This is a genomic window from Bradyrhizobium sp. 482_C4_N1_8, from assembly GCF_052075965.1.
Lineage (GTDB): Bacteria > Pseudomonadota > Alphaproteobacteria > Rhizobiales > Xanthobacteraceae > Bradyrhizobium > Bradyrhizobium barranii.
In genome coordinates, this window is sequence record NZ_CP197231.1 from 7753085 (window position 1) to 7777008 (window position 23924).

Sequence of the window (23924 nt, forward strand, 5' to 3'; positions counted from 1 at the left end):
TATCAAGCTTACCCGCCGCTGAAGGTCCACGGGAAAGCGGTCGGCAAATCGGGCTGTTTGCGCGCCCGATACGGCGGCTCATTCCCTCTCCTCGATCAGGGGTGATCATTATGCAATCCTCTTGGCCTAACGAGCCCAGTCGTCGCCTGGTTCTAGGCGCACTCGCAGCACTGCCCGCATTCTCCGTGCCACTCGTTGCCAACGCGCAGGCCCAAACAACAACCGCGCAAGCACCCGTTTCCATCGGGGGCGGCTTTTCATTCGCTGCGGTCGGCGATACCCGACCGATGATGTACCTCCCGTTGAAAGAGGGACAACCGGACCTCAGCAAGTTCTTCGTCGAGATGTTCGGATTGGTCATGCCGGAGAAGGTCGCCGAGGCCGTCGTAGCGAAGGATGTGAAGATGATCTTCGATCCGGTCACAAAGGACCTGATCAAGGTCGTCATGCCGTTTACATCCAAGACGGAAGTGATGACCCTGACGGTAGATAAAGGTTGGGTCACCGAGGCATCCGTTGAAGACGTGAAATTGCTTCCCGGAGTGCATCGAACCATGTTCCGGCTGCAGGGCGGCGAATGGGTGACGCGCGAAATCGTCAAGGACGTTCAATCCGGTCGCGCCAAATTCGTGGTCAATAGCGGTGACGCTGTGTGGTGGGGCAATCAGGGCTTGACCGTGAGTGACAGCCCATACTGGAAGCGCGTGAACGAAACAATGTTGAAGAAACTACCCGCGCCGGATGACGAGATGCGCGCAGCCGGTCTGGATGGGCGCTTTTTCATGAGTGTGGGTAATCATGAGGTGTGGGCCGACCCAAAGATTGAGGGCGTACTTTCGGCTGTGCCGTATCTGAAAAAATTCGGCGTCACGCCGGAAAACCTCATCTACAAATTCGACTTCAAGGGCACCCGCTTCATCTATCTCTGGAGTGGCAAGTACGATTACCGTTCGCCGTCGCTGTGGGACGCTGATCGGCCAAAATATGCCGAGCAGATGACCCAGCTTCAAAAGTGGATGGACGAGGCCAAGGCCAATGGCATTCGGAAGGCGTTTATCGTCTTCCACTATCCCGTGTTTGCGCGGTCAGGCTTAGGCCCGATCCCGGCTCCCGATAACCCGCACAAGGTGATTGCGTCGTATGCCAAGGACATGGAGGTGGTCGTGTTGAACGGGCACGTCCACACCACGGAAATCTACGACGTAGATGGGGTAAAGTATCTGATGTTGGGCGGTGGGGGCGCAGAACAAGACCCAATCCTGCCGGGGCGAACCAGCATCAAGGTGCCCGCCGACTATCCGCGGGACCTTTACTGGAAGGGCCAGCCTCCGCAAGAGGAGTACAACTACGTGCTGGTGGACGTTGAACCCGGCCAGAAGACGAAGTTCACCCTCAATCGCTTCCGGCCGTGGTCGGCGGAGCCATTCGGGACTGAGGAACTCTTCACGTGACAGCAAGCGGGCAATAGGCCGGGAGTGAGGTTCTGGCGACAGTACTCCTGATTATTCACGGCTTGGTCGCCGTTGCACTGCTTGGCGCGATTACGCACCAGACCTTGGCGACGTGGGCGACTGTGGGAACGCGCCCCAGTTCGTTTTTCGGCCGCTTTCGCTCCGTGTCATCGGCCCGGTTCGCCGACGCCGTCGTCGTCTTGTATGCCATCTCCATCCTGCTCGGTGGGATCATCTATCTGTATTTTCGCGTCGACATCAGGCCAGAGTTAGAGCGCGCCGGTCATTGGCCAGCCCTGGGCTTCTTCGACCTCAAGGAGCACTTCGCCGCTATCGGTTTTGCGTTGCTACCAGCCTACTGGGTTTGCTGGCGACGGCCGCGTGCCGACGAGCCTGCTCAGACGCGCACGATGCTCACCTCGATCCTCGCCTTTGTCATCTGGTGGGGCTTCCTAACTGGCCACGTCGTAAACAACATCAGGGGTTTCGGCGCATGACGTTATCGGCTGCGTTCCGCCGCTTTGCATTCGCGTTCGGGACGACATTTGGCTTCCTCTACGTGGTTGCACTCGCAAAGGACCTTGCTCTTTTCACCGTTTTCCCGTCGCTCGGCATCGTGCTGGCGGGCACGCATCATTCGCGAGACGTTGCTGACCCTGCGATGGGATTTCTAGCTCCAGCGATGTACTGGTACGGGTGGGCCGCGACGGCCGCGCTCGGGGCACTGATCGTCGCCCTCGTTGCTGCGTCGTTACCCGGACGTTCAGTGCGAAACTTCTGGTCGGGATGGGTGTGGATAATTCCCATCCTCTCGATGATCGCTTGCGTCTATCTCACCCTGCCTTGGTTTAGGCTCTGACTTGGGTGCTTCCGCACATGGATCATGACCGACCAAGCTCAAAGCGGGCTCTCTGGTCGGAAAGCCGGTTCGCAGTCTTCCGGATTCAAGCCTCAAGCAGCCCGATCCGGCCGGAAGGCGGCGTAGAGACCGACGAGGGTTCCGATAGCGACCAGGCCTGCCGCCAGCAGCACCTGCAATTCCCCATCATCGGTGGCGCCTGCGGACGACACCAGTCTGGTCACAATGACGAACAGAATGCCCACGGAGGCTGCTGCACCCACACTGAGATAAGCGAGCTCTCGCGTCAGGTTCCGGCCAAGAAGTCCGAGGGCCGTGAAATACATCGCGCAAGCGTTGGGATGAACGAACAAGGCAACGCGCGCATAAGGACCGTAGGAGTCGAGGAGGGACTCACATCGGCTCATTGCCGCTTTTGAGGCAACCCGCTGCAACATCGGCCTGAAAAAGCGAGCCTGTCCGTAACTCAGAACGGCGCCCACGATGATGGCCGCCCACGCCACGATGAAAACGGAGACATCCGCAGGCTTCGGATTGAGCGCCACGGACATCAGGATGAGGGCGGTTCCGGGAAAATAGCCGAAATACGGAAAGACCGACTCCAGGAGCACGCAAGCGAACATGAAGACCGGAAACCATGCCGAACCGGTCGCACCCTGGACGATCGCGTTCAAGTCGAACAGGTTCGTCTTGTACAGGACGAGGTACATGCACATGGCCAATCCGGCCAGCGCGTAGAACGGCAACGCCCCCGACAAAAACCGCCTCATCCAGCCGCCGCGCTTTGTTTCGCGGACACGGCGGAGACCTTCAATATCGGGACAAGACAACGGAAACGCATGGCTCATGTTTAGGCGAATGAGATTGCCCCTGTCGATAGCAATCCTCGCCCCGGCTGCGCGGGCCAATCGCCGCATTGAAATGCCCGCCGATCGGGAAGGTGCAGTCGATCACAGACCTAGTGTGACCTCAGCCCAGTGCATCGCGGTGCTGCCGCCCAGAAACTCGATCACGCGGGGTTCGATGGTCTCCGGCCGATCGGAGCCGGTGACAGCGGTCGCTGCGATCATGTCGCAACGCTCGTTGTAGACGACCGACACCAGCGTTTTGCCGGGAGCGCCACGTGAGTTGAGCGTGTAGGCGCGGCTGCGACCGTTCATCGACGCAATCCTGATGGGATGGCCGGAACCGCGTGGAGAGACTTCGCCCAGGAGAACGGTATCGCCCATGCGATCGAGGTCCTCGTCATCGGCGACGCCCGTCGCGCAATTGCAAAAACCTATCTTGGCGCGCAGGTACAGCGTCACCTCGACACCGCAGTCGGAAGCCTTGCACCGGAACGCCTTTCCCTTGCCCCATTGGTCGATCGAGAACGGCCAAGTCACCTCGTGCCACACCGGCGTGGCGGAATTTGCGGCGGCATGCCGTGGCACATGGAGCCACACGAGCGACGCCGCCAGCGCGCTTCCCAGCGAGATTGCTGCGACGGCGATGGCGGCTGCCCTTCTCATCATTCCACCGTTCTCGTTCCGGCTCAGTTGCTGGCGAGGTATTGCTTCGCCGCCGCGACCTCGGGGCGTTCCGAATCGGCACTGGCCGTCAGCGTTACGAGCTGCTGACAGTTCTGCCGTGCCCCTTCCCTGTCACCAAGGGCTTCGGCCGCCTTGGCCGCCCCCGCGAAAGCGTGCAAGCGGTTAGGCTCCTTCGCCTTGGTTGCCTCGAATGCAGCAAGCGCCTCCTTGGCCATGCCGCGATCGAGCAGCATGAAGCCGTAAAGCTCGCGCGCCGGCGCCAGCGGTCCGGGCGTGATCACGTGCTTTTCCGTCTTGTCCTCTGCATCCGCCGCGGCGCTCATCGCATTGAGCGCCTCGTCATACTTGCCCTCGGCGTAAAGCACCCAGGCGACGGCGACCTGACGCTGGATGTCGACGATTCCGGACCAATAACTGTCCTTGGCGTCCTGCAGCTTGTCGCGCAATTCCGCCAGCTTCTGGATGTCGGCCTTGGCGGCTTCCGGTTTGCCGGAGCGCGCCGCGCCGAGAGCCCGGGCGAAATGCGTTACCGCCATCGCAAAGTTGAGGTTGCTCGGCCTGACCGGCAGCTGCGAGGCACCCTCCCAATCGCCACGGTCGATCGCATAACGCGCCGGCGAAGCCGCCAGCGCGTAGTCTGCCGCCGCGACCGTCGCCTTGAAGTCGGTCTCCTTGATCATGTCGTCGATGACGGCACGCGCCTGCTTGTCCTGGCCGAGCTGCAGGTAAGCATAGACCATGTAGTCCTGCGCATGCAGGTAGTTGCCGACCGACTTTTCGGCCATCGCGGCTTTCACGGAAGCAGTGTTGGAGTCGATCGATTCCTTCCAATAGCCGACGCGCGTGTAGATGTGGGAGGGCATGTGCTGGGCGTGCGGCGCGGCCGGCGCGATCTTGGCGTAACGATTGGCGGCATCGAGCCCTTTCTGCGCCAGCGCCGGGTAGTCGTAGAGATGGATCAGATAATGCGTCACGCCCGGATGCATCGGCAGCCGCCTGGAGATCGGCTCGAGAATCGCCGCGCCTTTAATTTGCTGCGCATAGGTCTTGTCGTTCAGATCCGCCGACGTATTGAGCGTAATGGCGTAGGCGATCTGGGCTTCGTCGTCGTCTGGATATTTTGCCGCGACGCGGGCCTGCGCGTCACGCAGCATGCGCATCCGCTGGACGTGAGGGATCTTGTCGTAATCGGCATACATCACCATCAGCGCATCGATGTAGTCGCGCTCGCGCTCGGTCGCGGCGCCGATCTCCTTGGCCTTCATGATCGCGGCGAGGCCCGGCGCCAGGTTCGGCTTTGGAATAGCATTGTGCGGATTGTCCATGTAGGTGAGCGCAATGCCCCAATAGGCCATGCTGCATGTCGGGTCAGCCTTGATGGCTTCCTCGAAGATCTCCTTGGCGTTGGCGTACCAGTAGGAATGCTGATAGCGCATCCCGCGATCGAAACGACGCTGGGCCACATCGTTGCAAGAGGTCTGGAAATGAACGCTGCCGAGCTGCTGATCTACATCGTCTTGCGCGACCAGAGCTTGTGGTCCTGATAGGCCGAGACCGGCTGCGATGACGAAGTATAGGGACTTCCGCATGGATCGCTCCCTTGGCCTGACACGCAATGAATTGGTCTTGATACCCCCTCACTATATGACCTTCGCGGCTTTTGAACAGCGAAGTGAATCGCGGCAGCGCAACTGACCCAGTGACGCGATCGGAGTTGGCGCAACCAATCCGAAGCCAGAGCCGTCGGAGTTGGATCCTCACGCGCCCACCATTCAGGCCTCAGATCGCATCCCTACGCGATCGACAGAATCTCGATCTCTTGCGCGCCTGAACCCACGACATCGCCCACCGCCTTCCCGATCAGCGACTTCGCAACCGGCGCCACGAACGAGATCGATCCGGCCTTTGGATCCGCTTCGTCCTCGCCGACGATGCGATAGGTCTGCACGCGGCCGTCGGTGCGGCTGAAGGTCACGGTGCTGCCGAAGGCGACGACATCGGTCGACGCCGGATCGGGAATGACCTGCGCCGTGCGCAGCCGTTCGGTCAGATAGCGAGCATCGCGCAAGGGCACCGCCGACTGCCGGCGCTTTTCGTTGACGTCCTCGATGGCTTGCGCGGCTTCATAGGCCTCGCGCGCCTCGCGCAGCTGCGCCTGCAGCGCCTGCAAGCCTGCTTCCGTCACGAGGTTTGGATGAGGCGAGATCGGGCGATCCGGCAGCAGCGTCTCGGACGCGGTTTCGGCGCTTTCTTCCTTGGTAAAGGCGACGCTCAATTCAAGATCCTGTCGAACTGTTTCGGACACCCGCTCGCGCCTCGCCCCACAACGGGGAATCGCGCCGAACAGCAGCCGGTGATTGTCCCGGACTATATCTCAAGTTCGACGAAACGGCGCAGCTTGAAGACCAGGTCCGGTACGGCCTGGCGGAACCGCGTCGCGTTCTGGAACGTGGTCGAGAACGGCGCGAAGGTGATCATCGCATTCCAGTGCTTGTAACCGTAGACCGTGACGGAGGCGCCGGTCGCCGGAAAATTCTCCAGCTTGCGCAGCTCGCCAAGCACCAGATCGGCAATCGCCTCGGCGGGAAGCAGCTTCTTGCCATCAGGCGTCGTCGTGATTTTCGCCGGCCGCTCGACCGGCTTCGCGGCAGCCGGCACGGCATCGGGCGCATCGTCGGATTCGGCCGGTGCAGGATCGGGGGTGGACGGCTCGACCAGGTCGAACCCGTTCGTCGGCGCTGTCGGCGGAACCTCGGTGAGCGGCGGCGGAGCACTGCTGTCTGCGCGCTTGTTGCCTCCCAGGATGCTGCTGATCATGGCCACAAGGCCAGCATCCTTCACGTCGTCGCTCATTTCTCCCCCCGGGGCTTCGGCCTACTCTAGCACCGCTCTCGCGGACCGCCACTGGGGATGTATGGCCGGATTCCGCTTGGTTAAGGCGCTACGACAAGGCGTCACACCAAGGCCACGATGGCACCGGCGGCCCGACGTCTGATCACGTCGCCCGCCGTGAGACCCGTCACCGCTTATCGAACGGAATGTACTGCTGGTACTGCTTGGGCACAGAGCTGCGGTAGCGCGCGGGCACGGTGCCGGTGTCGACCGAATGATCGATTTCCTGCTGCCGCGTCATCTTCTTCTTCGCCGGCTTCTTCGATGCGCTCTTCTTGGAGTCGGCCGGCTGGCTGGAGGTGTCGCTGGTCGCGGCCGGCGTTGTCGTCGTCGCTGCCGGCGCAGTGGTCGTCGCGGTAGGCGCTGCGGTTCCACCGGCGGCCGGCGCACTCTGGGCCAGCGCGAGCGGTATTTGCATGAAAAGCGCCAGCGCTGCTGTCGCAGCCAGCAAATATGACCTTTGCATTAGAACCTCCAAAATACCTGATCCGAATGAGACAAGCCTGATTCTCCGGGATCGACGCGTGCACGTCTTCTCACGATAGGCCCGGCCCCCACCGCGAACTGTGGCGTAGATCACATTCCTGGCCGCCGGCTGCGTCATGATGTGCCATGTCGCGAACGCACGGCATTCCGCCGACACCAAGATAGGCATGACATGCCTCAGACGAGCCCAGCTCGCTGACGTTCCCGTCCACCCGCTCTCGAAGGAGATTGAAATGCGTCGCATCATCCTCACTCTCGCATCGTTCGCCGCCCTGGTCGCCGTAGCATCCCCGGCCGCCCAGGCACATCCTGCAAACGATCGATATTGCCTGCAGGGACGCATGTGGGGCTATCCCGGCAACTGCCAGTTCGCGAGCTATCAGCAGTGCCTCGCCACCGCCTCCGGCACGTCGGCCTCTTGCGGCATCAATCCGCGCTACGCGTTCTCGCAGCAGTACGCCTACTGAAGACATCGCGGCGTGCGCGCATGACGCGCACGCCGCCACACTTATTGCGTGAAGACGATCCACTTCGCCGACAGTCCGGCGAACTCACTTGCGCGAAGCTGCTCGCGCATGCCGATGACGAGAATGTTATCCGTCATCGCTCCGGGAAAAATTTGCAAAGCGCGACCGCAGCTTGTTCGCAACGCTCCCTTTCGGAACATCATCGATGCCGCACAGTGTGTGAAGCAGATCGCTTGTGGCACCCAATCGCCTGATCTAGCGTGACATGCATATTCTGTTGCGAACAACTTTAGCTTTATTCGTTGCACGTCGTGACTTTTCAGGGAGGTGTTTTCAATGAGCAGCCGCCACAGCGTTGTTCCGCGCGGTCTGAACGCAACGCGTTCGCCGCTTTCCCAGGGCCGTTTCGGACGCATGTTCCGCAAGCTCACGCCGGCGAAATTCGGTCCGAACGACGCCGACAATGTCGCGAACCTTTCGGCGCTGGCCGACAAGATGGTCGCCGACTTCGATGGTCCGAAGGACGGGCCGGACGCGGAGGAGAGCGGCATTCCCGCGCTCTACACCTATTTCGGCCAGTTCATCGACCACGACATCACCTTCGATCCGGTCAGCTCGCTGACCAAGCAGCAGGATCCCGACGGGCTCGTCGACTTCCGCACGCCGTCGCTCGATCTGGACAATCTCTACGGCCGTGGTCCGAACGATCAGCCCTACATGTATGACGGCATCAAGTTCCGGCTCGGCGAGAAGCTGACCGGCGCGGGCGTGCCCGATGCCAGCGACCTGCCGCGCTTCAAGGGCCGCGCCCTGATCGGCGACCCCCGCAACGACGAGAACAGCATCGTCTCGCAGTTCCAGGCCTTGATGCTGCGCTTTCACAACCGCATGGTCGACGATAATGACAGCCTGTCGTTCGAGGACGTGCAGCAGCGCGTCCGATTCCATTATCAATACGTCGTGCTGAACGACTTCCTGCCGCGAATCGTTCACGCCAGCGTGCTGGACGAGTTGAGGACCGCGGGCCAATACGACCGCAGCAAGCTCGCTCACTACCACTGGAAGACTTATCCGTTCATGCCGGTCGAGTTCTCGGTTGCGGCCTACCGTCTCGGCCATTCCATGATCCGCCCCGGTTATCGGCTGAACGATGCGGACAACATGCTATTGCAGATCTTCCCCGACCCCCACAATCCCGACAAGAACGCGCTGACCGGCTTCCGCGCCATGGGCCCGGGACGCGCCATGGATTGGGGCCGCTTCATCGATCTGGACACGCGCCCCTATGGTGTCGAGGACGACGACACCAATCCTGACAACAAGAAGCGACTGCAGTTTGCCTATCGCATCGACGCATCGCTGGTCGATCCGCTGCGCAAGCTGCCGCCGGAGGTCGCGTCCAATCCGTCGTCGCTGGCGCTGCGCAATCTCGAGCGCAGCTGGCGGCTCGGCCTGCCGTCCGGCCAGGCCGTCGCCAAGGCGATGAACCTGACGCCGCTGACGGATGATCAGATCATCGTCGGCAAGGCCGTCGACGAGCCCGGCGCGGGCGATCCGCAAACTGGGATCGCGACCATCGCGAACGGGGTGTTTGCCGGCAATTGCCCGCTCTGGACCTACATCCTGGCCGAGGCGCGGCAATTCCAGACCGCGGTGACGATCCCGGCTACCGGCGCGCCGGCGACCGGAATCAACACGCCGCAGCTCGGCCCCGTCGGCGGTCGCATCGTGGCCGAGGTCTTCCTCGGCATGATGTTCGGCGACCATTCCTCCGTGCTGTCGCTCGACCCGCAATGGACGCCGGTGACCGGCTCCAGCTTCGCGCTGAAGGACCTCGTCGCCTACGCGCTCGGCCAGGGCGATCCGCTGCACTGAGGTGGTGACAGTTCACGGGAGGTCGTCATGCCCGGGCTTGTCCCGGGCATCCACGTTCTCAGTACCACGTGGCAAGGCGTGGATGGCCGGGACAAGCCCGGCCATGACGCTGCGGTGACTGTCGGTCCTCCCACAAGGGAGAGGGAACGGGGAGGGTCTTGCTGCCGTCCGAATTCAATTCGGACTTCAACCCGCTACGACGCAGTTTTATGCGCGGCCCCCAGTCCGCTCTCCTCCAGCCGCGCCGCAAACCATAGCGACAGCGGTTGATCAACGACGCCGCTGACATAGACTTCCGAAATCGTCACCTGCTGCCTGTCCAGCACCAGCAGTACGCCGATCCAGTACGCGAACCAGACATGCGCGTCGGTCAGCGCCATCAGCTTGTGCTGGTCGTGGTCGAGCGAGGTGTGATTGCTCGCCTTGCGGATCTCGACGGCGAGCAGGTTGTTCGGGATCTCGCGCTGATGCACGACGACGTCGGGGTAGATCGATTTTCCCAGATGATCGTCGGTGGAGACGATGGTGCCGTGCGGCAGATGCAGCGTGCGCTCGCCGAGGCGGTCGTAGTTGCAATCGACTGACCAGCCGGCGAATTGCCGCTCCAGATAGACGGCGAAGCGGTGCGTCACCGCCCGCTCGCCGACGTCCTTTTCGAACAAGAATCCTTCGTGAGCGTAGAAGTCCCGGAGCGCCGCGATCACCTTGTTCAGCTCGGTCTGCATCTTGCCCCCCGGCCCTCGGCGCTCCCTGATGCTGCGCCCTACATCTGGACTTCGATCAGCCGCGGCCCGGGCTCGGCGACGGCTTCGGCCAGAGCCTTGTTGAACTCTTCGGCATTGGTGACGGCCCGGCCGGGGACGCCCATGCCCTTCGCCAGCGCGACGAAGTCCAGCGTCGGACGGTCAAGCCGCAGCATGTCGTTGGCGCGCTGGCCGGGCTCGCCGGCGCCGACATTGTCGAACTCGCCGCGCAGGATCTGGTAGATGCGGTTGGCGAACACGATGGTGACGATGTTGAGGTTCTCACGGGCCTGCGTCCACAGCGACTGGATCGTGTACATCGCGCTGCCGTCGCCGACCATGGTGATCACCTTGCGGTCCGGACATGCGATCGCGGCGCCGATCGACAGCGGCGTGGAGAAGCCGATCGAACCTCCCATGTTCTGGAGCCAGTCGTGCGGAGCGGCCGCCGCCGTCGGCGGGAAGAAGCCGCGGCCGGTGGTCAGGGATTCGTCGACCATGATTGCGTTCTCGGGGATGGCGCATGCGATCGCCTGCGCGATCGAGGCAAAAGTCAGCGCGCCGGTCGGCTTCACCAGCTCAGCCAAGGCCTGCGGCTTGACGTCCTTCGCGCTCGCCTTCACCGCGCCGGCCAGTGCTTCGAGCGCCGCGACCGAATTCTCGCCCCAGGAGGTCATGCGATGCACCTCGCAGCCCTCGGGCTTGAGCATGCTCGGCTTGTTCGGATAGGCGAAGAACGCCACCGGATCATCGGACTCGACTAGCACGATGTGCCGGAACTTCGCCAGCATCGGCAGCGCGTTCTCGATCACGTAATGAATGCGGTCGATCGAATAGCGGCCGCGGCCGCGCGCCATCTTGGGACGGAAGGTCGGGCCCATCACCGTGCAGCCGGTCTTGCCGGCGATACGCTCGGCCAGCGCCAAGCCCTGTTCGCTCAGCGCGCTGCCGGTCATCAGCAGCAGCGTACCCTCGCCGTCGCCGTGCAGGATCTTCGCGGCCCGCTCGACCGCCTGCGGCGAATAGCTGGCGCGCTGCTGCTCGGCCGGTACCTCGGCGATGCCATCGGCCTCGTTCCAGGCGGTGTCGGCGGGCAGGATCAGGGTCGCGATCTGTGGCGGTGCGCTCTTGGCGGCGGCGATCGCCGCGGCGCCGTCAGCTGCAACCGATTTGGAGTCCGGCGAAGTGCGGACCCAGGACGACATCGGCCGGGCCAGGCCCTCGATGTCGGAGGTCAGCGGCGCGTTGTAGTCGATGTGGTAGACCGCATGCTGGCCGACGATGTTGACGATGCCGGAATTCGCCTTCTTGGCGTTGTGCAGATTGGCCAGGCCATTGGCCAGGCCGGGGCCGAGATGCAGCAGCGTCGAGGCGGGCGTGCCCTTCATGCGGAAATAGCCGTCAGCGGCGCCGGTCACCACGCCTTCGAACAGGCCGAGCACGCAGCGCATGCCCGGCACGCGGTCGAGCGCCGCGACAAAATGCATCTCGGAGGTGCCTGGGTTGGTGAAGCAGACATCCACCCCACCCTTGACCATCGTCCGCACCAGGCTTTCCGCACCGTTCATCCCAAAGCTCCCTGCAACCGGCAATATTCAAATGTCCGCTCGATCAATCATTGTTCGCCGCCTCCGTCAAAGCAATAGCCGGCATCGCTGGCCTGCTCCGCGCGACGATGCGCTTGTTTGGCTAATGCTTTCAGGCAAATTAGCGTGGTTGCCGGTTTGGTAACGCCAAACGTTAAGGATGATCTCCCTCACGGGGCCGTGGCTTGCGAAAAGCCCGCAAATATGGCCTGTAACTTCAGTTGAATCCGATTTTTTTGCTGGGGGAAACAATGATCCGATTTTTTGCCGCGCCGATTGCCGCCATCGCACTGCTGTCGGCCACCGCCGGCGGCGCATTCGCCGAGGGGTTCGACTCGCGCGAGATCATGGGCTTCGGCCCGAGCTTCTTCCGCGGCGGCTCTAGCCCGATCCCCCGCACCACCATCATGTACAACGGCAATTACGCCCCCGGCACGATCGTGGTGAACACGAGCGAGCGCCGCCTGTATCTGGTGCTCCAGAACGGCCAGGCGCTGCGCTACGGCATCGGCGTCGGCCGCGACGGCTTCCGCTGGGGCGGAGTGCACAGGATCACCGCCAAGAAGGAATGGCCGGACTGGACGCCGCCGTCGCAGATGCTGGCCCGCCGGCCCGACCTGCCGCGCCACATGAAGGGCGGCATCGAGAATCCGCTCGGCGCGCGCGCGATGTATCTGGGCTCGACGCTCTACCGCATCCACGGCTCCAACGAGCCGGAGACGATCGGCCAGGCCGTGTCCTCGGGCTGCTTCCGCATGACCAACGAGGACGTCAGCGATCTCTACAGCCGCGTCTCGGTCGGCACCAAGGTGGTCGTGCTCAACAACTAGCCGTCGGCGAACTGCGGGAACCCGCAGGGCGCGTGAATATGCGGTCTTGTGCGTCGCTGCCGAATACGGCAGCGTCGGGACGCAATGAGCGCATTGGCCCCGCCTTCGTCAGGCTTTCGCATCGCCCTGCTGGCGCTCGCCACTTTCGCGTTCGCCCCTGACACCGCTACCATCGCCGTCGCGGGCGAATTGCCCGCGATCGCCTCGCGCCAGCGCGCCGAGAAGAAGAGCTTCACCGACGGCGAGATCGTCGAAGGCTTTCTGAAGACGGCGTTCGGCGCCGAATACCACCTCGCCGGCCGCGTCGACCGCATCCGGAAATTCGACGGGCCGGTGCGCGTCTACGCCGAGAGCGAGCGCGCCGACCGCAAGACGCAGCTCGCCAAGGTCGTGGCCGACATCGGCAGGCGCGTGCAGCATCTCGACATCGCCATGATCGACACCAGCGAAGCCGCGAACGTGCGGGTGAAGCTGGTTCGCGACCGCGACCTGTTTCGGACGATTTCCAGCTTCTACGGCGCGGAGAAGGCGCGCGAGATCCGCACCTCGCTCGATCCGCAATGCCTGTCCGGCTTCCGCAAGAACGACAATTTCGAGATCGAGCATTCCGACGTGATCCTCACCGTCGACAACGGCGATTTCACCTTCCTCGACTGCGCCTATGAGGAACTGCTGCAATCGCTCGGCCCAATCAACGACACCGCGAGCGTGCCGTGGACCATGTTCAACGACAATGTGTCGATGGGCTATTTCGACGTCTACGACCAGTACATCCTCAACCTGCTCTACGATCCCCGCATCAAGGCCGGCATGACCGTGCAGGAGGTCAGGGCGGTGCTGCCCCAAGTGCTCGCCGATGTGCGCGCCTGGGTGAAGCGCGTGAATGATTTGAAGGAGTGAGGTACTGCTTACCCTCCCCTGGAGGGTAAGCGGCGCGCCTCCTCCGCCCCTACTGCACGAGATCGGCGACGGTGGTCGCGGCTTTCAGGCCGGTGCCGGTGAGGACCGCGACCGTGGTCTCGTTCGCCTTGATCGATCCGGCGCCGGAGAGTTTCTCAAGCGCAGCGGCCGCGCTGGCGCTGGTCGGTTCGGCAAACAATCCCTGCCGCGCAAGACGCCGCAACGCGGCGACGATCTCGTCCTCGGTCAGCGCAACGGTGCCGCCGCCGCTCTCGCGCAAGCTCCCGATGATCTCGCGCAGGCGCAGCGGATTCTTGATGGCGGTGCCTTCGGCGACGGTCTTGTTCACCTCGCGGGCGACCGGCGTGTCGACACCCGCCTTGAAGCTGGCATCGATCGGCGAGCAGTTCAGCGGCTGCGCCGCGAACAGGCGCGGCAGCTTCGCGATCTGCCCGGCTTTCAGCAGCTCGCGGAAGCCGAAGGCGCAACCGAGGAGGCTGCTGCCTGCGCCAACGGGAACGATGACGTTGTCGGGTGCGCGAAAACCGAGGTCTTCCCAGATTTCATAGGCGAGCGACTTGGTGCCTTCGAGGAAGAACGGCTGCCAGTTGTGGCTGGCATAGAAGGTCTGGCTCGACTGGCGGATGGCTTCGGCTTCCGACTCCTCGCGCGGGCCCTCGACGAGCTGAACCGTCGCGCCATAGGCGCGCACCTGCGCGATCTTGGCCGGCGACGTCGAGGCCGGCGCCAGGATCTTCACGCGCATGCCGCCGGCGGCACCCAACCCCGCCATCGACGAGCCGCCATTGCCCGAAGAATCCTCCAGTATCGCGTCGACGCCGATCTGCCGCAGGAACGACAGCATCACCGAAGAGCCCCGGTCCTTGAAGCTGCCGGTCGGGTTGAACCATTCGAGCTTGAAGAACGGACGCAAATCACCCCAGTCCTGCTGGACCAGCGGTGTGCAGCCTTCGCCGAGCGTGATCGGCTTCTTGATCTCGACCGGCAGCGCCGCCCGGTAGCGCCAGAGCGAGCGCGTGGCGCCGTCAATGTCCGCGCGCGATATGCCTGGTCCCGGCGTCACCAGCAGCGGCGTGCGCTCATCCGAGCACCAGCGCGGCTGGTCCAGCGGATAGAGCTGTCCGTTGCGGGGGTCGATGTAGCTGGCGGTGGGCATGGCAGTCTCCAAGCGAGAGGCGACCTATTTGTCCGATTATGTGGGTCCGGTCCAGCCCAAGGCACCGCGGTGGCGCAACTTGCAGGACACCCTCTTGAAAACATAAAAAATAAAACTATTTCAAATCCTTAGACCTATCGCGCGGATCGAATAGCAGGGTTCGGCCGGGGCGAAGGCGCGGCATCCAGGCGAGCCCGACCGGCCCGTCGATGACGGGAATTTGGCCATGATCGCCTGCCCGGCGCGGTACCATTAACTTGTCTGTCGTCGCCAGCCGCTACAATATGTTGGATTGAGCTTGCATCGCCGGTGTTCGGCACCGGCAACGCAGGTGAGCCAGGCCCGTCCGAGCGGCGGGCCGTCGGCTTTTTGGGAGCCTGGACATGAGCCGCGCGAACCGTACCGATCACATCCGCCTGACCTCCCACCCGGAGCCGGGCAAAAAGGCCGCGTTTCCGATTCACTGGGGCGCAGCCGACGCGCGCGCCCGGGGGCCGATCATCGGCACGGTGTCGCGCGCTGGGGATCGCAACGTGATCGGCAGCCATGGCGGCTCCTACGCGATGTACCGGGCGCTCGCGGTGTCCGCAGGCGCGCTCGATCCGATCCGCCGGCCCGACCTCACCAACACCTTTCCGGCCGCGACCATCGGACCGTTCGAGCAATGGCGCGATCCCGACAAGATCGTCGCGCTCGATCCCTGGGGGCATCTCGTCGCGGAGAATTTCGGCAAGGACATCGCCGAGGGCGTCGACATCCGTCCAAGCATCGCGGTGACGCGCGCGCGGCTCGACCTGCCGGAGATCCGCGAGGCGCTCGCCGCAAAACGGCTGCGCGCCGACGGCGAGGTCGTGCACGCCAATGGCAGCGTGTCGGTGGTGAAGATCGCGATCGACCCGGTCTGGTACCTGCCGGGCCTTGCGACGCGCTTCGGCACCGGCGAGACCGAGCTGCGGCGCACGCTGTTCGAGCAGACCGCCGGCATGTTCCCCGAGCTCGTGACGCGGCCGGACATGAAGGTATTCCTGCCGCCGATCGGCGGCACCACCGTCTACATGTTCGGCGATGTGACAAAACTGCCGGACCACCGCACCAAGATCACCTGCCGCGTGCATGACGAGTGCAACGGCTCCGACGTGTTCGGCTCCGACATCTGCACCTGCCGTCCGTATCTGATCCACGGCATCGAGGAATCCGCGCGCGGCGCGCAGGAGGGCGGGCTAGGGCTCGTCATCTACAACCGCAAGGAAGGCCGCGCGCTCGGCGAGGTCACCAAATTCCTGGTCTACAATGCGCGCAAGCGCCAGGAGGACGGCGACGCGGCGGCCGCCTATTTCGAGCGCACCGAATGCGTTGCCGGCGTCCAGGACGCGCGCTTCCAGCAATTGATGCCGGATACCATTCACTGGCTCGGCCTGAAGCGCATCGACCGTTTCCTGTCGATGAGCGACATGAAGCATGACGCACTGACCTCGCAGGGCATCGACATCGTCGAGCGCGTGCCGATCCCGCCGGAGCTGATCCCGGCCGACGCCTATGTCGAGATCGCCGCGAAGAAGGCCGCCGGCTATTACTCGACCGACATCGCGCCGGAGAAGGATGTGAACGGCGTGGTCGGGCGCTCGCTGGAAAAGTACTGATCGCGCGATGGCGGAGGCTTTGGAACAACAGGCCCGCTCCCTGCTCAGCGCAGGAGCTGTTCGTGCGCGTGCCGGCAAAATGCTCGAGATCGGCCTTGCCGGCGGGCTCAATCATTTCACGATCGATCTCGATCGGATGGATGGCGTTGCGGATGCCGTGGTCGCGGTCACGCGCAAAGCCTATCCGACGCTGGATATCCCCTTCCATGCCCGCTGGCGGCATTTCGTGCTCGGCGGCGTCGATCGCTGGGCGGGGCTTGCCGACAAAGTATCGTGGCCGGATCGCGCGGCACGTGCGCGCGCGGAGTTCGACCTCGCCATCGTCAGCGTGCTGCTCGACGCAGGCGCGGGAGCCACGTGGCGCTATCGCGATGCCGTGACCGGCGAAAGTATCGGCCGATCGGAGGGGCTTGCCATCGCAAGCCTCGACATGTTTGCAGCCGGCCTGTTCTCCGGCGATGCGCGTGCGCCGTTCAGGGCCGATGCAGACGTGCTGGCGAAACTGCCCTTGGCCTCCCTCACCTCGGCCTTTCAGGTGAGCGATGCCAATCCGCTGCTCAGTCTCGACGGACGCACTGATCTGCTGCGACGCCTTGGCAAGCTGGTTGCCGAGCGCGCGGACATTTTCGGCCTGCACGATACGCCGCGGCCAGGCGGCCTGTTCGATCACATCGCGGCGCAGGCTGTGGGCGGCGCGGTCGCCGCGCCCGCCATCCTGTCCGCAGTGCTGAACCAGCTTGGACCGATCTGGCCGTCACGGCTCGAGCTTGCCGGGATTCCGCTCGGTGATTGCTGGCGTCATCCGGCGATCGAGACGGACGACGGAACGGCAGGCCTCGTGCCCCTGCACAAGCTGTCGCAATGGCTGAGCTATTCGCTAATCGAACCGCTACAGCGCGCCGGCTTTGACGTCACCGACATCGACGGCCTCACCGGACTAGCCGAATACCGCAATGGCGGCCTGTTCGTCGATCACGAGGTACTGCGCCTGCGCGATCCCGGCGATGCCGAGCGCGCGCATGCTGTGGATTCCCTGCTCGTCGTAGAATGGCGCGCGCTCACCGTTGCGCTGCTCGACCGGCTTGCGGGCAGCATCCGCGCCAGGCTCGGCCGCAAGCCCGAGACCCTGCCCCTCGCGAGCATTCTCGAAGGTGGCAGCTGGGCTGCCGGCCGCGCTATCGCCTTCGCGCGCCGACCCGACGGCGCACCGCCGCTCAAGGTGATCAGCGACGGCACGGTTTTTTAATCCATTCGTCCGCAGCGTAATCCATTGCGTATCGATGAATTTCAGGAGCATCCCATCATGGAAGGCGTCACGATCGTCGATCATCCGCTGGTGCAGCACAAGCTGACGCTGGTGCGGGACAAATCCATCTCGACCAAGTCCTTCCGCGAGCTGATCAAGGAGATCGGCATGCTGCTGTGCTACGAGATCACGCGGGATCTGCCGCTCGCCGATACCGTCATCGAGACGCCGCTGGCGACGATGCATTCGGCCAAGATCGCCGGCAAGAAGCTGGTGTTCGTGCCGATGCTGCGCGCCGGCACGACCTTCGTCGACGGCATGATGGATCTGGTACCGACCGCGCGCGTCGCCCATATCGGCCTCTACCGCGAGCCGCACAGTTTTGCCGCGGTCGAATATTTCTTCAAATCGCCGTCCGATCTCAGCGAGCGCCTGGCGATCGTGGTGACCCCGGTGGTCGCCACCGCCAACACGGCCGTCGCCGCGATCGACCGACTAAAGGAGCGCGGCGCCAGGGACATCCGCCTCGCCTGCCTGATCGCGGCCCCTGAAGGGCTCGAACGGCTGCGCGGACTGCATCCCGACGTTCCGATCTGGACGGCTGCGGTGGACGAAGGTCTCGACGAGAACGGCTTTATCCTGCCGGGCCTCGGCGATGCCGGCGACCGCGCTTACGGGACGCGGTAGGCGCGGAGCTCTTTTTTGACGCGTTTTCTTCACGCGAACCGGTCGCCACTTCGCTCGAAAACGCTCTAGATCTTCCCGCTGCCGCAAATCAGCTTGAGCGACTGCCATTCCTTGTCCGTCAGCAGCGGCGGGCCGCTGGCGGGACGATCTTCCTTCGTCATGCGCGCGAGGCGGTCTTCGGTGAGCGGGTGGCTCGCCAGGATCGTGGTGAGGCCGGAGCCGCCTTCCTTGCCGGTGATGCGGAACATCAATTCGGCCGCGGGTTTCGGCGAGCGGCCGAGCTTGTGCATGATCTCGATCGCGAACGTATCCGCGGCGGTCTCGGCCTCGCGCGAATAGGAGGCTTCGACCACGCTGCGCGAGGCAAAGATCACAGCGCTCGAGCCGGTGACGTCGCCGAACAACAGGCCGATCAGGAACGAGGTGCCGCCGTTGTAGATCAGCCCGCGCATGTTGTCGTAATGCTTGAGATGGCCGAGCTCATGGGCAAGGATGCCGGCGAGCTCGTCGGGGTTTTCGGCCTTGTCGACCAGGCCCCTCAGCACGTACACCTTGCCGCCAGGCAGCGCGAATGCGTTCGGCACCGAGGTCGGCAGCACGCCGGCCGTCATGGAATCGTCGTCGAGGCCGGCGGCATCGCGCAGACGATTGACCAGTTTTGTGAACGCGGCCTTGCCCGCGGGGTCTTCGCATGCTTTGCGGCCGAAGATGGTTTTCACCTGGACTTCGGAGGCGTCGCCGATGCGCCGTTCGATCGGCTTGGGCACCAGCGGCGCGAGCCGGTCGGCAGCGAGCGGCACACCGAACAGCACGACGCAAACGATGGAGACGGCGGCGGCCACCGACCAGCCGACGATCTTTGCGACACCGCGGCGCGAGGTCTGGTGCTCGTCGAGACGCATGCAGCGGGCGGTCACGTCGGCGGCGAGCGCGGCGTCGCGAATTTCAAGCCGCGCCAGCGGCGGCGCGGATGTCGAGGCCAGGCGCAATATCCCGGCCGGACTGTCGGCGCGGCGAATGTCGGCATAGGTCCAGCGAACCGGCGCTCCGCCCTCCTCGACGATGTCGAGCGCGTCACCGAGCGCCAGCGACACCTCCCGCCTGCGGCTCGACACGCCGTCGAAGAAGATCGTCGGCTTGGCGGACTGCGCCGGAACCTCGGTGGACAACTCACTCACAGATCAGAATCCCGCGACATCGAGCCCATCGGCAAAGCCTTCGCCGAGCGCGCTGGCAAGCTCACCGCTGCCGCGTACATCCGCCGCGGCCCCGATGTTATGCACCTCGACGGTTTCCAGCACCTTGGCCCAGAGATCGCGCTGCAGATAGACCCGCATGACGATGTTGATCGCTAGCGCCACGGCGAAATAGCCGATGACCATCATGACCAGCATCGGGATGCTCTTGCCGGCATTTCCGGGGCCGAAGACCTGATCAGCCGGAACGCCACTCAGCTGGACGACGAGCAAGGCACCGCCGCCCATATAGGCGGCGAAAATGGTCGAAAGCAGCATCCACCAGCCGATCACTTTCCAGTACAGGCCGTAGAACGCGTTGTGCGGCAACTCCGAGGACAGGCTGACACCGCCGATGCGGATGCCGTCGAGCCACCAGCGCCATTCACGCGCCTTGAACTCGGCATAGAAGAACGGGGCGAGCGGGAAGATCACGAGCGCGATCGGGCTCAAGAGCCACAGCCACCAGCCGCGCTTGAAGAAGGTCCAGCCGTCGCCTTCGAAATCGCCGGGGAGATCGCCGTAATGGGTGTGCCGCATCTTGTAGCGTTCGAGCGACGCCTCGCGCCAGGGCAGCGCCAGGCCGAGGGTGAGGAACACCAGCAGGCCCCACGCCATGGCGCGGAACGAATAGGCCCAGCCCGAACCGTCCATCCAGAACCGGACGCCGCGCCAGACCGTGCGCGTCAGGCGATAGCGCCGCGCGCGAAAAATCGCGAACTGGCCGAAGGCATAGAAGCTGATGAACAGCGGCGTCGAGGCAAAGCCCTGCCAGCGCTCGAACTCGATGCCGATGAGAAAATAAGCGAGGTAGATCGGCACCAGGATCGCGAGCGCGAACAGGAAGCCGACCAGCAGCTCCTTGGCCCGGCCGGTGTATTCGGCGGCATCGCCGTCGACCGCGGTGTTCGTCCACAAATGACGGCGGATGTCGGTGACCAGCCAGAACCGGTAGAAGCCGAAGGTGACGAGCTCAAGCATGGCACCCTTGGTGACCATTTTGCGGAACTCGGAGCGGTTGCCGGTGAAGTCGACCCGCGTGGGCGGCAGCGGCGGGGGTAAGGGTTCGGACCCGATGGGGGCCCATTGCATGTCGTTCACGGCGGCAACCTCGGGGTGCGGACCTGATACGGTCAAACTATAGATCAGAGATTTGGTCGATCCCCAAGATGGCTGGGTTCGATTTACCTCGATTTCTCGCATGATTCCGCAGGCGCGGGGGTGCGGGAGATCACGTTGACACATCTGCGTGACGGTTGCTGATCCGTAGCCCGGATGGAGCGGAGCGTAATCCGGGACAGCGCCAATGGAGGCCCGAATCCCGGATTTCGCTCCGCTCCATCCGGGCTACGCATCTAGCCACCTCTCGCAAAGGTTGGATGTGGCAAAAGTCTCCCTTGCTCCGACGCAGACAACCGGCTGTAATTGCAAATCAAATACCGCAGCGCAGAATTCAACGAGAACGCGCGGTTCATGTCAGGGAAAGCGGTCATGCATGGGACCATCGAGAGCGCGGCGAAGCTCGACGAGCTACGCGCGCGCGCCACGTCACTGCCGCTGGAGCAGTTCGATCCGGGCGATCCCGAGTTGTTCAGGACCGATACGTTCTGGCCGTATTTCGATCGGCTGCGCCGCGAAGATCCCGTGCACTATTGCAAGGACTCGATGTTCGGGCCGTACTGGTCGGTGACGCGCTACAACGACATCATGGAGATCGAGACCAACCATTCGGTGTTCTCCTCGGCCTCTGCGCTCGGCGGCATCACCATCCGCGACATCGACCCGGATCTGCGCCGCGAGAGTTTCATCTCGATGGATCCGCCGCGCCACGCGGCGCAGCGCAAGACCGTGGCGCCGATGTTCACACCGACGCATCTGGACAATCTCGCGCTCAGCATCCGCGAGCGCTCCGCCGAGTGCCTCGACAATCTGCCCGTGGGCCAGGTGTTCGACTGGGTCGACAAGGTCTCGATCGAGCTCACCACGCAGATGCTCGCGGTGCTGTTCGACTTTCCCTGGGAGGACCGCCGCAAGCTGACGCGCTGGTCTGACATCGCCACCACCATTCCCGGGCCGGACGGCCTCGTCGCCACCGAAGACGAACGGCAGGCAGAGCTGACGGAATGCGCGGGCTATTTCGCGCGGCTGTGGAAGGAGCGTATCGAGCAGCCGCCGAAGAGCGACCTGCTCTCGATGATGGCGCATGGCGCCGCGACGCGCGACATGGATGCAAAAAACTTCCTCGGCAATCTCATCCTTTTGATCGTCGGCGGCAACGACACCACCCGCAACACGATGTCGGGATCGATCTACGCGCTGAGCCAGCATCCGGAGCAGTATCGCAAGCTGCGCGAGAACCCCGGCCTGCTCGACAGTTTCGTGCCGGAGGTGATCCGCTGGCAGACGCCGCTGGCGCATATGCGCCGCACCGCGCTTGCCGACTTCGAGTTCCGCGGCAAGCAGATCAAGCAAGGTGACAAGGTCGTGATGTGGTACGTCTCGGGCAACCGCGACGAGGAAGCGATCGAAAAGCCCTACGATTTCATCATCGACCGCGCCCGCCCGCGCACGCATCTGTCCTTCGGCTTCGGCATTCACCGTTGCGTCGGCTTGCGGCTTGCCGAACTTCAGCTCAAGATTATCTGGGAAGAGATCCTCAAGCGCTTCGACCATATCGACGTGGTCGGCGAACCCAAGCGGGTCTATTCGAGTTTCGTAAAGGGACTTGAAACCTTGCCGGTGAAGATTACGGCGTGAGATCACTCCCTCTCCCCGCTTGCGGGGAGAAAGAGAAACACTGGAGCTACTACCATGAACATCCAGACTCCGGTCAAAACCGACAACGCCGAACGCATGCGCAGGGCCCGCGAGGAGGCCTATGCGACGCCGCTGGCGCAATTCCACCCCGGCGCACCCCGGCTGTTCCAGGACGACACCTTGTGGCCGTGGTTCGAGCGGTTGCGCAAGGAAGAGCCAGTGCATTACTGCACCAATGCGCCGATCGAGCCGTACTGGTCGGTGGTGAAGTACAACGACATCATGCATGTCGACACCAGTCACGGCATCTTCTCCTCGGACTCGACGCTCGGCGGCATCGGGATCCGCGACGTGCCGCAGGGCTATGACTGGCCGAGCTTCATCGCGATGGACCAGCCGCAGCACTCGGCGCAGCGCAAGACGGTGTCGCCGATGTTCACGCCGACGCATCTGGACGAGCTGGCAAAACTGATCCGCCAGCGCTCGCAGACCGTGCTCGACAATCTGCCCCGCAACGAGACCTTCAATTTCGTCGAACGCGTCTCGATCGAGCTGACGACGCAGATGCTGGCGACCCTGTTCGACTTCCCCTGGGAAGAACGCCGCAAGCTGACGCGCTGGTCTGATGTCGCGACCGCGCTGCCCAAGAGCGGCATCGTCGCCTCGGCCGAAGAGCGCCGCCGCGAGATGGACGAGTGCTACGCCTACATGTCCAAGCTCTGGAACGAACGCGTCAACTCCGCGCCGCGCAACGATTTGCTGTCGCTGATGGCGCATAACGACGCGACGCGCTTCATGGACCCCGACAATCTCATGGGCAACATCATCCTGCTCATCGTCGGCGGCAACGACACGACGCGCAACACCATGAGCGGCTCGGTGCTGGCGCTGAGCGAGAACCCGGACCAGTTCGACAAGCTGCGCGCCAATCCGGAGCTGATCGACTCCATGGTGCCCGAGGTGATCCGCTGGCAGACGCCGCTGGCGCATATGCGGCGTACCGCGCTTGCCGACACCGAAATCGGCGGCAAGCATATCAAGAAGGGCGACCGCGTCGTGATGTGGTACGTCTCGGGCAACCGCGACGAGGAGATGTTCGAGAAGCCGAACGACTTCATCATCGACCGCCCCCGCCCGCGCACCCACCTCTCCTTCGGCTTCGGCATCCACCGCTGCGTCGGCATGCGGCTGGCCGAGCTGCAGCTTCGGATCGTCTGGGAGGAGATGCTGAAGCGCTTCGACCGCATCGAGGTGGTCGGCGAGCCCAAACGGATCTATTCGAGCTTCATCAAGGGCTATGAGTCGCTGCCGGTGAGGATTCCGGGGTAGGCCCCACTGTCATGCCCCGCGAAGGCGGGGCATCCAGTACGCCGCGGCCTCTCGGCTCGAGCACTGCAGCCTCTGGAATACTGGATCGCCCGCCTTCGCGGGCGATGACACTGAGGGTGAGGCTGGGAGCGCACGCTCACGCATCGTCCAGCCCAGCTATAAAATTCCGGCATGACAGGTCGCGCCAGATGCGAAGCCAAGTTGGCGCGCGGCTGTTCTAGGACACGCGTGC

Annotated in this window: 23 protein-coding genes; 12 read left to right on the forward strand and 11 right to left on the reverse strand. The window is 63.6% G+C overall.

The annotated features are described in order from the left end of the window. Positions 1-185: 185 nt before the first annotated feature. The 3 genes from AB7Z56_RS36710 (at position 186) to AB7Z56_RS36720 (ending at position 2310) form a co-directional block, all read left to right on the forward strand. Positions 186-1451, forward strand: a complete 1266-nt coding sequence (locus AB7Z56_RS36710; RefSeq protein ID WP_231143614.1) for a metallophosphoesterase family protein — start codon at positions 186-188, stop codon at positions 1449-1451. A 62-nt stretch (positions 1452-1513) separates the two neighbouring features. Next, a complete protein-coding gene (locus tag AB7Z56_RS36715) occupies positions 1514-1948 on the forward strand; it encodes a hypothetical protein (RefSeq protein ID WP_071909693.1) in 435 nt (144 codons plus the stop codon). After that, positions 1945-2310, forward strand: a complete 366-nt coding sequence (locus AB7Z56_RS36720) for a hypothetical protein (RefSeq protein ID WP_063985409.1) — start codon at positions 1945-1947, stop codon at positions 2308-2310. The genes AB7Z56_RS36715 and AB7Z56_RS36720 overlap by 4 nt, the downstream gene beginning before the upstream one ends. Positions 2311-2402: 92 nt before the next feature. On the opposite strand, the gene AB7Z56_RS36725 is transcribed toward AB7Z56_RS36720, so the two are convergent. The 6 genes from AB7Z56_RS36725 to AB7Z56_RS36750 form a co-directional block, all read right to left on the reverse strand. Continuing rightward, complete coding sequence (locus AB7Z56_RS36725) at positions 2403-3080, reverse strand: hypothetical protein (RefSeq protein WP_231145434.1); 678 nt, start codon at positions 3078-3080, stop codon at positions 2403-2405. A gap of 180 nt (positions 3081-3260) precedes the next feature. Further along, entirely contained in the window at positions 3261-3824 is a 564-nt protein-coding gene (locus AB7Z56_RS36730; protein WP_084795301.1) for a hypothetical protein, read from the reverse strand. Positions 3825-3844: 20 nt separating this feature from the next. Further along, the gene (locus AB7Z56_RS36735; protein WP_063985410.1) at positions 3845-5431 is read right to left on the reverse strand and encodes a tetratricopeptide repeat protein; all 1587 of its coding nucleotides are present in this window, start codon (positions 5429-5431) and stop codon (positions 3845-3847) included. A gap of 203 nt (positions 5432-5634) precedes the next feature. Beyond that, positions 5635-6117, reverse strand: coding sequence for a transcription elongation factor GreA (gene greA / locus AB7Z56_RS36740; RefSeq protein ID WP_063985411.1), 483 nt, complete (start codon positions 6115-6117; stop codon positions 5635-5637). A gap of 92 nt (positions 6118-6209) precedes the next feature. Continuing rightward, complete coding sequence (locus AB7Z56_RS36745) at positions 6210-6695, reverse strand: hypothetical protein (RefSeq protein WP_063985412.1); 486 nt, start codon at positions 6693-6695, stop codon at positions 6210-6212. A 166-nt stretch (positions 6696-6861) separates the two neighbouring features. Next, positions 6862-7200, reverse strand: a complete 339-nt coding sequence (locus AB7Z56_RS36750; protein ID WP_063985413.1) for a hypothetical protein — start codon at positions 7198-7200, stop codon at positions 6862-6864. A 253-nt stretch (positions 7201-7453) separates the two neighbouring features. On the opposite strand from AB7Z56_RS36750, the gene AB7Z56_RS36755 reads away from it, so the two are divergent. Together AB7Z56_RS36755 and AB7Z56_RS36760 are read left to right on the forward strand one after the other, a co-directional pair. Beyond that, positions 7454-7687 (forward strand): DUF3551 domain-containing protein, encoded by a 234-nt coding sequence (locus AB7Z56_RS36755; RefSeq protein ID WP_028151247.1) that lies wholly within the window; start codon positions 7454-7456, stop codon positions 7685-7687. Positions 7688-8023: 336 nt separating this feature from the next. Beyond that, positions 8024-9562: a peroxidase family protein gene (locus tag AB7Z56_RS36760; RefSeq protein ID WP_231143615.1), complete on the forward strand. Its 1539-nt coding sequence runs from the start codon at positions 8024-8026 to the stop codon at positions 9560-9562. Positions 9563-9756: 194 nt separating this feature from the next. Here AB7Z56_RS36760 and AB7Z56_RS36765 read toward each other — a convergent pair whose 3' ends face one another. Beyond that, positions 9757-10287: a hypothetical protein gene (locus AB7Z56_RS36765; RefSeq protein WP_063985415.1), complete on the reverse strand. Its 531-nt coding sequence runs from the start codon at positions 10285-10287 to the stop codon at positions 9757-9759. A gap of 38 nt (positions 10288-10325) precedes the next feature. Beyond that, positions 10326-11873, reverse strand: coding sequence for an acetolactate synthase large subunit (locus AB7Z56_RS36770; RefSeq protein WP_028151250.1), 1548 nt, complete (start codon positions 11871-11873; stop codon positions 10326-10328). A gap of 269 nt (positions 11874-12142) precedes the next feature. Here AB7Z56_RS36770 and AB7Z56_RS36775 point away from each other — a divergent pair, with 269 nt between their 5' ends. Both AB7Z56_RS36775 and AB7Z56_RS36780 read left to right on the forward strand, forming a co-directional pair. After that, positions 12143-12721, forward strand: coding sequence for a L,D-transpeptidase (locus AB7Z56_RS36775; protein WP_063985416.1), 579 nt, complete (start codon positions 12143-12145; stop codon positions 12719-12721). Between the two features lie 84 nt (positions 12722-12805). After that, positions 12806-13621: a DUF2927 domain-containing protein gene (locus tag AB7Z56_RS36780; RefSeq protein ID WP_063985417.1), complete on the forward strand. Its 816-nt coding sequence runs from the start codon at positions 12806-12808 to the stop codon at positions 13619-13621. 49 nt (positions 13622-13670) lie between these two features. Here AB7Z56_RS36780 and AB7Z56_RS36785 read toward each other — a convergent pair whose 3' ends face one another. Then, complete coding sequence (locus tag AB7Z56_RS36785) at positions 13671-14798, reverse strand: threonine synthase (RefSeq protein WP_063985418.1); 1128 nt, start codon at positions 14796-14798, stop codon at positions 13671-13673. A gap of 383 nt (positions 14799-15181) precedes the next feature. Here AB7Z56_RS36785 and AB7Z56_RS36790 point away from each other — a divergent pair, with 383 nt between their 5' ends. Genes AB7Z56_RS36790 through upp form a run of 3 tightly spaced genes read left to right on the forward strand, consistent with a single transcriptional unit; the run spans position 15182 to position 18371 of the window. Further along, a complete protein-coding gene (locus AB7Z56_RS36790) occupies positions 15182-16438 on the forward strand; it encodes a GTP cyclohydrolase II (protein ID WP_014492301.1) in 1257 nt (418 codons plus the stop codon). Between the two features lie 7 nt (positions 16439-16445). Next, the gene (locus AB7Z56_RS36795; protein WP_063985419.1) at positions 16446-17684 is read left to right on the forward strand and encodes a URC4/urg3 family protein; all 1239 of its coding nucleotides are present in this window, start codon (positions 16446-16448) and stop codon (positions 17682-17684) included. A 57-nt stretch (positions 17685-17741) separates the two neighbouring features. Further along, positions 17742-18371, forward strand: coding sequence for a uracil phosphoribosyltransferase (upp, locus tag AB7Z56_RS36800; RefSeq protein WP_014492299.1), 630 nt, complete (start codon positions 17742-17744; stop codon positions 18369-18371). A gap of 65 nt (positions 18372-18436) precedes the next feature. Here the strand turns inward: upp and AB7Z56_RS36805 are convergent, their stop codons facing one another. Both AB7Z56_RS36805 and AB7Z56_RS36810 read right to left on the reverse strand, forming a co-directional pair. Then, entirely contained in the window at positions 18437-19549 is a 1113-nt protein-coding gene (locus AB7Z56_RS36805) for a M48 family metallopeptidase (protein WP_063985420.1), read from the reverse strand. A 3-nt stretch (positions 19550-19552) separates the two neighbouring features. Beyond that, positions 19553-20707, reverse strand: a complete 1155-nt coding sequence (locus tag AB7Z56_RS36810; protein ID WP_063985421.1) for a YjgN family protein — start codon at positions 20705-20707, stop codon at positions 19553-19555. Positions 20708-21097: 390 nt separating this feature from the next. Between AB7Z56_RS36810 and AB7Z56_RS36815 the strand changes: the two genes are divergently transcribed. Together AB7Z56_RS36815 and AB7Z56_RS36820 are read left to right on the forward strand one after the other, a co-directional pair. Then, positions 21098-22363, forward strand: a complete 1266-nt coding sequence (locus AB7Z56_RS36815; protein WP_063985422.1) for a cytochrome P450 — start codon at positions 21098-21100, stop codon at positions 22361-22363. Positions 22364-22417: 54 nt separating this feature from the next. Continuing rightward, a complete protein-coding gene (locus tag AB7Z56_RS36820) occupies positions 22418-23692 on the forward strand; it encodes a cytochrome P450 (RefSeq protein ID WP_063985423.1) in 1275 nt (424 codons plus the stop codon). The last annotated feature ends 232 nt before the right edge of the window (positions 23693-23924 follow it).

What these genes read in the sequence shown, in the direction of transcription:
- AB7Z56_RS36780 (WP_063985417.1), top strand. Translation starts at nt 12,806, where the DNA reads ATGAGCGCATTGGCCCCGCCTTCGTCAGGCTTTCGCATCGCCCTGCTG.
- AB7Z56_RS36795 (WP_063985419.1), top strand. Translation starts at nt 16,446, where the DNA reads ATGGCGGAGGCTTTGGAACAACAGGCCCGCTCCCTGCTCAGCGCAGGA.
- AB7Z56_RS36785 (WP_063985418.1), bottom strand. Translation starts at nt 14,798, where the DNA reads ATGCCCACCGCCAGCTACATCGACCCCCGCAACGGACAGCTCTATCCG.
- AB7Z56_RS36735 (WP_063985410.1), bottom strand. Translation starts at nt 5,431, where the DNA reads ATGCGGAAGTCCCTATACTTCGTCATCGCAGCCGGTCTCGGCCTATCA.
- AB7Z56_RS36815 (WP_063985422.1), top strand. Translation starts at nt 21,098, where the DNA reads ATGCATGGGACCATCGAGAGCGCGGCGAAGCTCGACGAGCTACGCGCG.
- AB7Z56_RS36760 (WP_231143615.1), top strand. Translation starts at nt 8,024, where the DNA reads ATGAGCAGCCGCCACAGCGTTGTTCCGCGCGGTCTGAACGCAACGCGT.
- AB7Z56_RS36725 (WP_231145434.1), bottom strand. Translation starts at nt 3,080, where the DNA reads ATGAGGCGGTTTTTGTCGGGGGCGTTGCCGTTCTACGCGCTGGCCGGA.
- AB7Z56_RS36820 (WP_063985423.1), top strand. Translation starts at nt 22,418, where the DNA reads ATGAACATCCAGACTCCGGTCAAAACCGACAACGCCGAACGCATGCGC.
- upp (WP_014492299.1), top strand. Translation starts at nt 17,742, where the DNA reads ATGGAAGGCGTCACGATCGTCGATCATCCGCTGGTGCAGCACAAGCTG.
- AB7Z56_RS36720 (WP_063985409.1), top strand. Translation starts at nt 1,945, where the DNA reads ATGACGTTATCGGCTGCGTTCCGCCGCTTTGCATTCGCGTTCGGGACG.
- AB7Z56_RS36770 (WP_028151250.1), bottom strand. Translation starts at nt 11,873, where the DNA reads ATGAACGGTGCGGAAAGCCTGGTGCGGACGATGGTCAAGGGTGGGGTG.
- AB7Z56_RS36775 (WP_063985416.1), top strand. Translation starts at nt 12,143, where the DNA reads ATGATCCGATTTTTTGCCGCGCCGATTGCCGCCATCGCACTGCTGTCG.
- AB7Z56_RS36745 (WP_063985412.1), bottom strand. Translation starts at nt 6,695, where the DNA reads ATGAGCGACGACGTGAAGGATGCTGGCCTTGTGGCCATGATCAGCAGC.
- AB7Z56_RS36755 (WP_028151247.1), top strand. Translation starts at nt 7,454, where the DNA reads ATGCGTCGCATCATCCTCACTCTCGCATCGTTCGCCGCCCTGGTCGCC.
- AB7Z56_RS36730 (WP_084795301.1), bottom strand. Translation starts at nt 3,824, where the DNA reads ATGATGAGAAGGGCAGCCGCCATCGCCGTCGCAGCAATCTCGCTGGGA.
- AB7Z56_RS36790 (WP_014492301.1), top strand. Translation starts at nt 15,182, where the DNA reads ATGAGCCGCGCGAACCGTACCGATCACATCCGCCTGACCTCCCACCCG.
- AB7Z56_RS36750 (WP_063985413.1), bottom strand. Translation starts at nt 7,200, where the DNA reads ATGCAAAGGTCATATTTGCTGGCTGCGACAGCAGCGCTGGCGCTTTTC.
- AB7Z56_RS36765 (WP_063985415.1), bottom strand. Translation starts at nt 10,287, where the DNA reads ATGCAGACCGAGCTGAACAAGGTGATCGCGGCGCTCCGGGACTTCTAC.